The sequence below is a fragment of the Paenibacillus sp. J22FR83 genome, from assembly GCF_059691955.1.
Genome location: NZ_JCAUAM010000014.1, coordinates 24,384 through 37,539, shown reverse-complemented (window position 1 = coordinate 37,539; position 13,156 = coordinate 24,384). Strand labels below are relative to the sequence as shown.

Here is a 13,156-nt window from a genome sequence, read left to right as displayed (position 1 = left end):
AATAATTAGTCAGGATGGATTAAAGATGACACTTCAATTTAATGAGTTAGATGTTAGGATAATTAATTGGTTGAATTCTCAGGGTTATACAACAATTCAAACAGAAGATAGCAAAAGTAAGTGGGTTTTCGGGCGCAATCAATTAGGTGAACATCTTTTTATTAATGTTATAACGCGACAAAGTGAACAGCCTGAAATCAATATTATTGATAACGATGACAAACTAGAATTGATCGAACAGTTAAAAGCAAAATATAAATGTGAGGCATACTTTGCAATTCTGGCACCTAAAAATGGAAGAACATGTTGTTTCATTTTTAGTTTAAAAGATCTATTGGAATTTCCATGGAATATTGGAAGAGAGAGAGTAAAGGCATTTAATTTTAATCCCAAATATGAAAAGCAAATTGATCAATATAAACAGTCTGAAACTCTACAAGTCCAAAGCATTGAAGATATACAACTAGAGAGAAGTATTGCTAATAAAGAATATATAATTGGCGAACCAACGAAATTTTATCTGTTGACAGTTAAAAGAGATGTCGATCACTACGAAGTTCGATTTATGGAAGATGAGTTACTTCATGAGAAAAGGGTAGTGAGCAACAGGCTTCGTGGAGCAAAAATTGAGGGAATAAGTATGCTTCTTAATCGGTATCCTTCCGCTGACTTCAATCATTCTATGATGGTACACTATAAGGCTGATCGTAATGGCGATAAGCCGTGGGTGAAGGACACAAGTGAAGAAGTGAAAGAAATATATCAAGAAATAATAAGTAAATTACAAGCGAAGCAAAATTCTATTGATGAACTTGGCAATACTCATTCTCTAAGAGGAGTAACAACCAAGATAAATCTTAATGAATATCAAACAATCTTCAACCACGACATCACACACGAACGTTGTAAGCAAGTTCTTGATCAAATTGAAGCTCCCTTAAAGCCAATCGTGCAACAATTTATGGATAGCCTTAACGATCCTAGTCTATACCTCCATACATATGGTGTCACCTTAACAACTACTTATCACGATGCATTGAATCCTAAATATGCTGAACAAAGAAAAGAAAGCAATATCGGTCGAAAGTATTTTATTCAGATCATGAAGAAAATCGGGGATTCTGAGGTAAATGCACTTACGCTTGAGTTTAATGGGATGGAGAGGAAAGTCTTACTTTCAGTTGAAACGAATTTTTATCCGATTTGGGAAGCAGTCCGACTGAATAGGATTAATGGTATTGTCAATGAGCTGAATCCCGTTGTAGATGTACTTGTTTCGAGCCAATCCAAGGAATCAACAATTCGAGAACTTCTTAAACGACAAGAGCTAGAGGATTTTATTAAGTCTTGTATTAAGCCTAGGAAAAGACCATGGCTGTATTTTGCCAAATGTATTTCGCTAGAAGGCGAATGGTCTGTAGAAAAACTTCTTGATGAATTGAAAGAAGCATGGCATTACTTAGAACCTATTCGTAATTATTTGCAGGAAGAGAAGAAAGTCAGTATCCAAGCAGCACATATTTTAACACTTGTGCAGGTTGAAGATGCAAACCAGGAAATGACTTTGTTCCACAGATCGTATCAACTGCAGTACGGTTCCGTTGAGCAAGTAAAATCGGGTGTCTGCAGGCAGCAATTTTCTTTGAAAGATCAAGAGCAGCTGATTGTAAAGGGTTACGTAGTTTATTATCAATTTCAGGAAAAACAATCGCCGCACCAAGTCTTGGCAGTTAAATTAGATGGACATAGCCACATATATACAAACGTTCGCAACCTGCTCGGTAGAGGAACGAAGGATTGGTGGATTCGTAAGCTGTTTGCCACGCAGTCTTTGAATAATGCTGAGGTGCTGGAAACGGGAAAGTCTTTATTAAGGCAACACGGTTTGGAAGTTAAAGAGAGCGAATATCTCGCAGGTACTTATGACAATGTCTCTGAAGCCTTTACAGAGGCTGTGGATGTTGTCAAAAAAAGGCTGATCACTGCAGCACTACTATTTGCTCATGCTAGTGAGAAGCTACAGCTTCCAACTGTAGATGATATGGGGCCTATTATTGATGAGGCTGATGAACAAGGAGGAGACTCAGAGGAAGAAGAATACACCGCGAGTTTCCAACTTACGTCCATTCTGGAGCTAATCGCAAATAGCAGCTTTACTTTTGCAAAAGAAATCATTCGGGATCTTCATTTAAATTTAACGGCACTAGACGATAAGCATTTTGTAATTTTGAGCGGCATATCTGGTACTGGGAAAACTCAACTGGCACGGCTATATGCTAACGCGGTATACGGTATGGAATATGAGGCGGACAACCCTTACATGTCTGTTATTCCAGTACGGCCTGATTGGACGGATTCTAGTTCTTTATTCGGTTATTACAGCTCATTCGAAAATCGGTATGTCATTCCTGAGTTTTTGAGAATGGTGTTGAAAGCTCATCAAGAACGTGAGAAACCGCATTTTGTGGTCTTCGATGAAATGAATTTGGCGAGAGTGGAATATTATCTTAGTGATTACTTGAGCGGCGTGGAGTCGAGGAAGGAAATTCCTTTACATAACCGAGCTGATCTTATTGATATTCCAAAGACTGTTACAATTCCACCGAACTTGTATGTAATTGGGACGGTAAATGTAGACGAGACGACTCATTCAATTTCTGATAAAGTCTTGGACCGTGCATTTGTTATGACGCTAAGTGAAGTGGATTTCGATACGTTCTGGAAAAGATCCGCTGAGAATGTAAGGGTTAAGCTTCAGATAGAGTTTGACTTTTTGAAACAAGTACATAATATTCTAAAGCCCTATTATCTTCATTTTGGTTATCGTTCTATGAATGAGATGCTCCAAAAATTATCACATAATAAAGACCTGGAAGCTAATATTCAAATGAATGAAATGGAGGCTCTTGAAAAGGTCATTATTGAAAAAGTGCTCCCTAAAGTTCGCGGCGATGACTCCATTTCAGAAATGTTAACTAAACTTCATCAGGTTTTTGAAGCAGAGTTCGGATCGGATTCTGCTGCCTTAAGTATCGTAGAGCGGATGGAAAAGGAGATTGCGCGATATGGAGCCGCTCAGTTTTGGAGATAGCTTTTTAGTCCGTTCAAGAGGCGGTGAATGGCTCCCGATTGAAAAAGCTTATTTAACCGAGGCAACAGAATTTGAATGGCAATGGGAACATATAGACATTTCTATTTTGCTGATGCAGGGTATTCCTCTAACTTATCGGAAAGTAGATGGTGGAGTTACAGGTCATTTTATGACTCCATTTCAAAGTGGGCAGTTGACTTTTACATTAGAACATCAGGCATACGAGACCTACGTATACCCAGATGATCGAAAAATGACTGCAGAGCAATATGACATTATGCTTCTTGAAATTTTGGATGAAGCAGCGGTATGCTTTGATCATGCAGGGCTTACGATTCCAATTAGCACTCAGGACAGAGCAAGGGATGTCTCATGGGCACAATGGAGTTATATCGATCATGGGTTTAAGGATCTTGCTTCCTATATTCGGCGTTTTTTGGAACATCCGTTAAAGCGACTGTCTCAGAAAGATACTTTACTGAAGCGGGAACAAATGAAAGTCGTTACGAACAGAACATCGCAATGGCTAGAAAGACATTATGCTAAAGATCCTTCGAGTGTAATTCCAGCTAACGTATTAACACATGTTCGAATAGACACTTACGAAATGTATGAAAATAGGGTCATAAAAAGATATCTTTTAGATCTTCAAAGCCTTTTAGTTACATATATACACTGCAGTTTAAGCGATGTTTCAAAGAAGGCTGCAAAGTACGGGGATCTGGTGAGATATTGGTTGAGACAGGGCATTTTCCAAGAGATTACTTCGTATCAGGGACCTATACAGGTCTCTACAATTTTTCGTAAGCATCCTATTTATCGTTTATGTTACAGGTGGTTTGATCGTTTATATCAACATGGTAACGAGCGAATTGGATTCGAGTATCCCTTCCCACTTAAGGATACGTTTGCTTTGTATGAAATATGGTGTTACATGCAGGTATTAAGATTGTTGAGGGAAAAGAGTTTGATTAAGAATTCTGCAAATCTTTATAAGTCTACATTGGATCGTTTCTTTTTATCGCTTGCTAAACATAAAGAAAGTCATGTATCGCTTGCTAACGGCCATCATCTATATTATCAAAGAGTTTTTCAATATAATTCTCATCCTTTTTATTCGTTCACACAACGAATGGAACCGGATATTACTTTGGAGAGTAATGAAGGAATTCTCATTTTTGATCCTAAGTATCGTATTCCAACTAATTTGAGCACAGCTTTAGGAGAAATGCATAAATATCGAGATGGGATTCTTGTAAAAGATTTAGAGATTCCTGCAGTAAAGAATGTATTTATTCTTACTCCTTCAAAGGGAGAGGAAGAACCACGATACTTTCAGGAGTGGTTTCATGATCAGTATCGTATGGGGGCTATAGTAATGGTTCCTGGGGAACCTAGTAATCCAGCTTTGGAAAGGGTCATTAATGGGTTTATGAAAAATATATAGGAACCTTCTAAAGTGGTTATTCTTACTTTAAACGATTATGAGTTGGGAGACTATCTCGGTTCAGTCGGATTTTGCTACGCTGTTAATAATCTTATATGCTTGAGTCCGTGGTTAAAGAGGCTTATGCTGCTTTCGAATTTCTTATTCAATCTATTGTTAATCCTATTAAATGATTATGGAAGGATAAACGGATGCCAACATTCCAAACTCGCTACTATGTTGCTTCGGATCTAGTACATAGTATTAATGATGACACATTTAATATATCGACAACTCTCATAGGAAGTTTTGGACAACTATTCTCAAGTAATCTAGTTAAACATTTAGGTCAACATTTCAATCCATATATTAATTCTTCTTCATTTCCAAACCTATGGGAAGTATATAAAACTAGTTGGGGAGTAAAAGTAGGAACTATTGAAATGCAAGATAACAAGCACAAGGCACAGGTCATTTCAGGCAATATTGGAGAAGTAATAATAATACCTGCTATTGCAGCAAACTTAAGAACAAGTATGGCTAATATTCCGTTTCATAGAATTAAATCAGTAAATAAATGCCCAGACTACAGAGTATCTTTGACCTCTACTGAGCTATCATCATTGTGGCCTTCACCATTAGTATCTCTTTTGACTCGAATAGCTCCTGATATGCCAGTGGAAGTAAAAACCTGTCTTGAGTCAGATAATTACTATCCATTTGAAGCGCTTCAACAGCTAGAGAGCTATTGGAGTCAATGCCCTGAGGATTTAAAAGGGTATGGTATAATTGCTAGAGTTAATTTAGAACCTGGAACAATTCGCTTTTATTTATTTATACCAAGAAGAAAACCATTTAATCTAAAGCTTTTTAGAAAAATAGCCTATAGTAATAACTTAATTAAAAAAGATACATTCAAGAATGCAAAAATTAGAAAGTCAAAACAACAAATAATTCTTGAGGCAACTGGGAGGTTATTCTTATAAGTATGAACATTTTATTTGATTTAAATAATCATTTATTATCCCAATGGTCCCTTGATTACGAAAATTGTAAGGAGAGTAAAAATTATTTCTTAAGTATTTTAGAACATGAGAACCATGATTTTCTTATTATGAACCAACTAAATCAAGCAATTAATAATACAGAAATTTTAACACTAGATTCGATAGATAAAGACGTATTCAGTCTTTTTAAATTTAAGTCAGTGTCTGGAGTGATTTATCGTAGTGATTTAATGATCATAAAATTAAGGGCAAGAGTTATACCTCCATTTAATTGGAAGCCTTTCAATGTCAAATCTTCAAATTTTACTTTGGACACTAAGGAAATAAACGAGTTTCTTGAGATTCAGTACAACTTTACATTATCTCATATAATGGGTTATTTTCATTTCACAAGCCTTGGAACTATTGAAGGGAAAATTTACACTAATAAAGTAATTATAAGCCATGAATACCGAGATCAAATAAAAAAACTATTACGTATCCTAACAGATAAGATTTATGAGAAGGAATCGAAATAAATTAAATGTTATTTTGATAACATATTTCCCCTAATCAAATGATATCTAGGACTTCCTTTATAATTAACTATAAAATTTATTGCCCGGGGTAATAACATTAAGAATAAAAGCGCGGAAACGATAGTAGATTCTTCGAATCCAAGTTGTTATTTATCTAGCTCTTTTTTTGTGAACACCAAATTATGAATTCCCTTTAATAACAACTAAAGTATGGAGGTATATTCAATATGAATAAAGACGAACCGTCAGTCACATTAATAACAGGTGCATATTCTAAGGATAAGTATTTCGCTCCAGAGTTTTCATCTCTTACCGAAAATCAAACCTTTTCCTTGAGAGAAGAAGTAATAAAAGAGCACCAAGAGGTCAGCTATATACTCGAAACTATTTTTAGAGTGGGAAATAATAAAGATCTTGATTTTAAAATATTCAACTTCTTACGCCGAGCAGATCAAGCCTATTCCCAATATAAGAATGGCAAAGAAGAGCTAGATGAATTTTTTAGAACAGAGAAAAAATTTCTGCAATATGTAAGGGCATTAAACTACTTTGAGCTTTCTCTTTCATTATTATACCAGTCATATAGAACATTAAACCTCGGAGTAAAGGGGTTTAAAAATTTTTTTGATAGTGGTGATGGATCTATTTTCGACCGTTTAAATAAGTTTGACAATAATATTAAGCACCTAGATAACAACATTTATGATGGAGATGTACATGTTCCTGTATGGCTAGTTAACGAAGGTCTAAAAACGCTTTACGCAAATAAAGGTACAACGAAGGATCAAGTCGCCATTATCACCTATGGAGAACTTCGAGATATATTCACTGATTTATTTGACGAGTGCAGGAGAGTCAGAGAGGCTCAATTTACAAAGGAAGGCCAACAATAGGCAAGCAAGTACTTATACAGTGCATCTTTAGATTTAGTTAAGCTAGAAACTATTTATAGTGTTTTTGCATGGTTCAACAACACAAAATATTAAATTTTGTTCCTTAATTCACTATATATTTCGATTCTAATAATCTTAATGTCATCAAATAAACTCTGTATAAGCTTTACGTTCTTCATTACTTAGTTAGTTCTATTTCTAAGGTTAGCGTACCTAAATTTAAGGGTTTTGTAACACAACCAGACTATGTACTATTTTTAATTAATTTAGAATTGAAAACATACTTAAACTGGAATAAGTTAGGTAGAGAGATCTCGGTTGGAGACTGAAGGTAATGCATTTTAGAAGTAATTTCAAACGGCGATAAGAATGAGGCCGTACTGCTCAAAGACTGCAATAAATCTGTCTGCTATTTTATTGCTGAGTTTTTTACCAGACAAATGAAAAAGCCATTCTCGAGTGGGAAACGAATGCAAAACTTCAGTCAAGATTTTCGAAAGAAAGAATACTTAGAAATTGGGAGAAATTCTATAGAAGAAAATAAGTGAGAAGCGTTGGCCAGGGAAGTGCCAGCGCTTTTTGCATTCAATAAGTGTTTTTGGCTATGTGGCCTATATTGGATAAGTTCTTGGATGAGATTATTTCCGAGGAGCTCAGAAGCACCCAATTTCAGGGTGTTTTTCTATATTACAAATTGGAAGGATTTATGTAACTTATTGTCGAATTTATCCATTTAAAAGGACTGTTAACCTACTGAAGATTGGAAAGGAATTACTACCTATGAATAACGAACTATCTCAATTGGCAATTCAAAGCTTTGCTGCCCCGTTTTATTTCATTGCTATGTGTATTGCATTATTTACATTTATAGGAGCATTATTTTATTATCGTTTCTTAAGTAAGTGGTTACATGAGAAGCTTGCGACACTAGTCTGGTTCATTGGAGCTGTCTTTATTCTATTTACAAGCTCCGAGAAATTTAATGAAATAAAGGTTTTCGTTAAAGACTGGACTGTTACAGGCATGATTATAGGGATGATAAGCTCTGCTGTCGTACTGGGTGTTGTAGTTGCCCTACTTCCTAGTAAGAAAAAGGGGAAAGTCAGAAAAACGAAAGTGAAATCTAGCAGCAGCAAAGTGCAACGACCACACTCTTCTACACAAAATAGATCGGATCAAGAAATTCTAAGTAGTTCGCTGGAAAGCTTATCGGGAGCGGAGTTCGAACGATTGCTTGCGTTGTATTTTCGAGATAAAGGCTATGAGGTTAAGGAAGTTGGTATAGGTGGTAAGGATGGTGGCGTGGATCTTGTCATTATTGACCAACGTGGTGAGAAAACAGCCGTACAAGCCAAGTGCTACGCAAACCATAACACTATTGGTGTACAAACTGTGCGCGAATTGGTTGGAGCTAAAAGGAATCATGATTGTATTTTATCGTTACTAATTACTACTTCGGATTTAACGGAACCTGCGAAGAAAGAAGCTGAGCAGTTCAAAGTTGATTATTGGCATGGGGCGGTTGTAGAGCAGAAATTAAAATCATGGGGAAAATGGCAACCAACGAATAAGAAGCAAAAGGCACAACCAGTGAACGATACAGTTCAAAACGAAGTGCAAAGATCTCAAGCGCAAGTCTCAGCTTCCAAAGAAACAATATGTACCTGTGGCGCTCCTATGGTTACTAGGAAAGGGAGGGAGGGGAAACCGTTCTTGGGTTGTTCCACATTTCCTAAGTGTAGGCAGACGAAGTCGATTCAATAATATAAAAATAACAAAGCCTACTCGAGTTCAGTCAGACTCAAGTAGGCTTATTTTGTGTTCGCGGTACTACCCATCTTCTTGATCATCCTCGACAAGATCAATAATCTCCCGTATATCCTCAATATTTAAAGCCTCAGCAATCCTAACAATATGAGAGAAATTCACATTTTCCCTTTTCCCATTGGATAACTCACTTAATGCTGCATGTCTTACATCAGACAATCTAGATAATTCACGTAAGGATATCTTATGTTGTTTGGTAAGACTCGCAATTTTAACTACTATTTTTTTTGCCATGTAGAGCCACCTTTAAGGAACCATAATTAATGTTGACTATACGCAATAACGTACCATATAATATTTCTATTACTGGTACGCATATAAGTAACAATGAGGAGGGGATTGTTATTCAAGATATAGAGAGTAAATACGATGGATTTGCTGTAGAAGAAGATACACTCATTCAAAGAATCGGAGTATGTAACGACTGTATTGAAGTTATTTTAAAGTATGTATCTGATAAGGTAGATCCTATTCATATTCTAACGGCAGAAGATATTATAACCGCGATTCATCAGATAGGTCAGGACCTAGATACAGAATTACTGCATGTCAGGTTAGAAAAGAGTTTATTGGAAAGAAAGTTTAATTCACATCAAACATAACTTGTTCGGAGAGATTAGGTGTATTCTACTCTCATCCTCATCTGGGAGACTATGGATAGCGTGATTAACAGCCAACGAAGGTTCACAAACCCTTCCTTGGCTGTTTTTATTTTGTATTCTCCATCTTCAACTACGACCCATACATTCCCCCGTTTGCCCTACCAAGAAGTGAATCCAAACTCACCTTAGAATTAAATGTCTCGAAGGTACAACATTTAGTTTTAGTAACTTTTCAGGAGGGAATTCCGCAAAATATGTCGAATTAAAACGATAGATGGATAATATTAGGTGAAAATGTAGTCCTAAGGAGGGGGGTTACATGGGTTACGTTTATAGAAACTGAAAAATAACTTCAGAGGATGGTTGTCGGCAATGGGATTGAAGGGGAAAGCTGCACGATTTGGAGGAAGATGGGTTTCACTGCTAGTATGTGTTATTTTGGCGTTCGGGCTGACCATTCCATTTGGGGGACAGAAAGCGTCGGCTTCGTTCATATTCGCACCGCTCGAGAGTATCGTAGGGCCGATTAGTAGCGTGTTACCACCCGATATCATAGAATACAACAACGAGTTATATATAACGGTGAAAGCTGCAGGAGAACATGGGGACATCGTAAAGGTGTACAAGTATAATGGATCGACATGGGACGATATCTCTGGCTCAGGTATTCAATCACCTTCAGAAAACGTAGATCTCTTTATTAATGCACACCCTAAATTGGTTGTACACGATGGCGCTTTATATGCCTACTGGTCAGAAAGAGAATTCGAATCAAAATTACGGGTGAAAAAGTACCAAAATAACAGTTGGTCATGGGCGGACGGCGGAGACAGATTGAACTACAATCCCGACGAATACGCAGATGGCGCATTTTTGATAAGTTTTAACGGCGTTCTCTACGCATTTTGGACTGAAGAGCAATCCGGCAGTGCCCAAATTCGCGCCAAAAAGCTAGTGGGCGGTACCTGGGTAACTGCGGACGGCGGTACATCGCTGGGCAGCACACCGAGCTACTTGCACGCCTCGATTTCTGCCGATGTTTATAATAATGCGTTATATGTAAGCTGGAAACAGGATTCTAATACGCTTGTTCGAGTCAAACGTTTGGATAGCAGCGGTTGGCAGTTTGTCGATAATGGCGGTCTTAGCGCAACGCTCTTGGCGAATCCAAGCTTACGAGCGCTGGATAGCGGGCTTTTTATGATCTGGACAGACTCTGGGCAAATTAAGTCCAAAAGATACAATGAATCCTCTTGGGATGCTGCAGATACCGGCTTGAGTAACGGGCCAAGTGATTTATACCCGGTCATGACCGTTTCGAATGGGAAATTGTATGCGGCCTATTTGAAAGGGAATAACGGGATCGTCTTAAAGCGGTACGAAGGTTCCGAATGGGTAACGGAAAGTGACTTAGTGCCAATCCCTAACGGTCAATTTGAAATAGGCTTCTATAATAATGAGATGTATATCGCCTATCGAAAGGGAGTCTCTGTGAATTTCTATTCGTCAGAATTGCGAACCATTAGCCCAACTACGGCAGAATTTGATAAAAATGTGCCAGAGCCTGTTGCAGTAGTGTTATCGGCGAACGGATTAGGACTGACAAGCATCACGGATGATTCTACGCCTCTTGTATTGGGAGCGGATTACACACTAAATGGCAAAATCGTAACGATTAACAGCTCGTACTTGAACCAGCTGCCGCTTGGAACGAAGACACTGACGTTCAATTTTGGCATCAGTCCGCCTCGGACGCTGACGCTATCGATTATCGATACGTCTGGCCCGCAAAACAGCAAGATTACGCCGGAATCCGGCACATTTGATAAAAACATGACGCTGCAATCCCCGTTGAATGTAAGGATGGCTACCTATGGAAATACGCTGGTGAGCATCGCTGATGGCTCGACTCCTCTAGTCGGGGGAGTGCAGTACAGCATCAATGACAGCACGGTCACGCTGAACAGCACGTATTTGGCGAGTTTGCCGATCGGCACGAAAACGCTGACGTTCAACTTTAGTGCCGGTGCGCCGCAGACATATACGATCACGGTGGTCGATTCGACCGTTATTCCAGCTCCGGACGCTCCAGTGCTGCAGTCGGCCGTACCGGCCAACCGGCAAGTGACTTTGGGATGGAGCTCGGTAAGCGGAGCGACAGGATACAACTTGTACCAAACAGTAGCATCAGGTACGTACGAAAGCGCTACGCCGATTACTGTATCGGGCGAGGTGTATAGCTATACGTTCAGTGAATTAACGAACGACACCACATATTACTACATCGTGAAAGCGACCAACAGCTCGGGTGAAAGCTTGGCATCGAATGAGCTGAGCGCTCGGCCAGTTAGCCCTGTCGACAATTCGACAGACAGTGGCAGCGGCAGTACGCCGAATACCGGTGTAATCGTACTCGTGAATGGCAAAGCCGAGCAAATTGGCTCAGCGTCGATGACGACGGTGGATGGGCAGAAGGTCACTACGGTCGCTATCGACCCAGTGAAGTTGGAAGAGAGGCTGAATGCAGCCGGACCAAAGGCAGTCATTACGGTTCCGATCACGACAACATCGGATGTAGCGGTGGGTGAGTTGACTGGGCAAATGCTTAGCAATTTGGAGAAGAAGCAAGCGATCCTCGAGATCAAAACCGATGGAGCCACATACACGATTCCAGCTGAGCAGATCGACATTGATGCCATCTTGGCACAGTATGGACAAGACGTGAAGCTGTCGGATATCAAAATCCAGATCGAGATCGCCAAACCTTCAACGTTGGAAGAATCAATCGTACCGAACGCAGCGAAAACGGAAGAATTCAGCATCGTGCTGCCACCGTTGAAGTTTACGGTTCGCGGTATCTACAACGGCAATTCATTTGAGATTTCCAAGTTCGACTCGTATGTGGAGCGTACGATCGCGATCCCAGATGATGTTGACGCATCGAAGATTACGACAGCGATTGTCGTAGACCCGCAAGGCGTAACGCGCCATGTGCCAACGCAGGTCGTGCAGATCGATGGCAAATTTTACGCTAAAGTAAACAGCTTGACGAACAGCCTTTATACGTTGATCTATCATCCGATTACATTTAAAGATGTAGAGACGCACTGGGCGAAGGAAGCCGTAAATAATCTAGGTTCGCGGATGATCGTGAACGGCGTGGGTAATGGCTTGTTTAACCCGGATCAAAGCATGACTCGCGTGGAATTCGCAGCAGCTATAGTACGTGCGCTCGGTTTGAAGCCGGAAAGCAGCGCTACATCGCCGTTCAAAGATGTGAAGAGCAGTGATTGGTTCAGCGGAGCTGTGCAGACGGCACATGCGTACGGCTTGATCAGCGGGTTCGAGGACGGTACGTTCCGTCCGCAAGAGAGCATTACACGCGAGCAGGCCATGGTCGTGATCGCCAAGGCGATGAAGATAACGAAGCTGAAGCCTGCAACCGCTTGGACGCCAGCGGTGAGCGACTTCACAGACAGCGCCATGCTGGCGGATTGGGCAGCGAGTAGTGTCACGGACCTGCTGAAAGCCGGACTCGTGACCGGCCGCGACGGCAGCAACCTTGCGCCGAAAGATGCAGTGTCCCGAGCAGAGATTTCAACGCTTGTGCAGCGTCTGCTGCAAATGTCTGGCTTGATTAACTGAATGAGATGAAGCAATTGTAGCCTGGGTTGTCCATTTATCGTCATCTGGCGATAGGTGGGCAGCCCTTATTTATTAGTGAATATTTTAATGAAATTGTGTTGGAACAGTTGAAGCAGCGCGTAGACGATCCCTAGCAGAAAAAGGGAC

Annotated in this window: 8 protein-coding genes and 1 pseudogene; 8 read left to right on the top strand and 1 reads right to left on the bottom strand. The window is 39.7% G+C overall.

Annotated features, from left to right (window positions below; translation table 11 throughout):
* Nucleotides 1-25: 25 nt before the first annotated feature.
* The 6 genes and pseudogenes from AC58PV_RS24105 to AC58PV_RS24080 form a co-directional block, all read left to right on the top strand.
* Nucleotides 26-3,010, top strand: a pseudogene (locus AC58PV_RS24105) (McrB family protein); the annotation flags it as partial.
* Between the two features lie 55 nt (nt 3,011-3,065).
* Nucleotides 3,066-4,538, top strand: coding sequence for a DUF2357 domain-containing protein (locus tag AC58PV_RS24100; protein ID WP_497435068.1), 1,473 nt, complete (start codon nt 3,066-3,068; stop codon nt 4,536-4,538).
* 191 nt (nt 4,539-4,729) lie between these two features.
* Nucleotides 4,730-5,503 carry a hypothetical protein gene (locus AC58PV_RS24095; protein WP_497435067.1) on the top strand — a complete coding sequence of 258 codons (774 nt, stop codon included), beginning with the start codon at nt 4,730-4,732 and terminating at the stop codon, nt 5,501-5,503.
* Between the two features lie 2 nt (nt 5,504-5,505).
* On the top strand, nt 5,506-6,042 hold the full coding sequence (locus tag AC58PV_RS24090; RefSeq protein ID WP_497435066.1) for a hypothetical protein: 537 nt from the start codon (nt 5,506-5,508) through the stop codon (nt 6,040-6,042).
* A gap of 227 nt (nt 6,043-6,269) precedes the next feature.
* Entirely contained in the window at nt 6,270-6,935 is a 666-nt protein-coding gene (locus AC58PV_RS24085; protein WP_497435065.1) for a hypothetical protein, read from the top strand.
* Nucleotides 6,936-7,715: 780 nt separating this feature from the next.
* Nucleotides 7,716-8,699: a restriction endonuclease gene (locus tag AC58PV_RS24080; protein WP_497435064.1), complete on the top strand. Its 984-nt coding sequence runs from the start codon at nt 7,716-7,718 to the stop codon at nt 8,697-8,699.
* Nucleotides 8,700-8,765: 66 nt separating this feature from the next.
* Here AC58PV_RS24080 and AC58PV_RS24075 read toward each other — a convergent pair whose 3' ends face one another.
* Complete coding sequence (locus AC58PV_RS24075) at nt 8,766-8,996, bottom strand: helix-turn-helix domain-containing protein (RefSeq protein WP_497435062.1); 231 nt, start codon at nt 8,994-8,996, stop codon at nt 8,766-8,768.
* Between the two features lie 29 nt (nt 8,997-9,025).
* Here AC58PV_RS24075 and AC58PV_RS24070 point away from each other — a divergent pair, with 29 nt between their 5' ends.
* A complete protein-coding gene (locus AC58PV_RS24070) occupies nt 9,026-9,364 on the top strand; it encodes a hypothetical protein (RefSeq protein ID WP_497435061.1) in 339 nt (112 codons plus the stop codon).
* A gap of 372 nt (nt 9,365-9,736) precedes the next feature.
* On the top strand, nt 9,737-13,009 hold the full coding sequence (locus AC58PV_RS24065; RefSeq protein WP_497435060.1) for a X2-like carbohydrate binding domain-containing protein: 3,273 nt from the start codon (nt 9,737-9,739) through the stop codon (nt 13,007-13,009).
* Nucleotides 13,010-13,156: the final 147 nt, after the last annotated feature.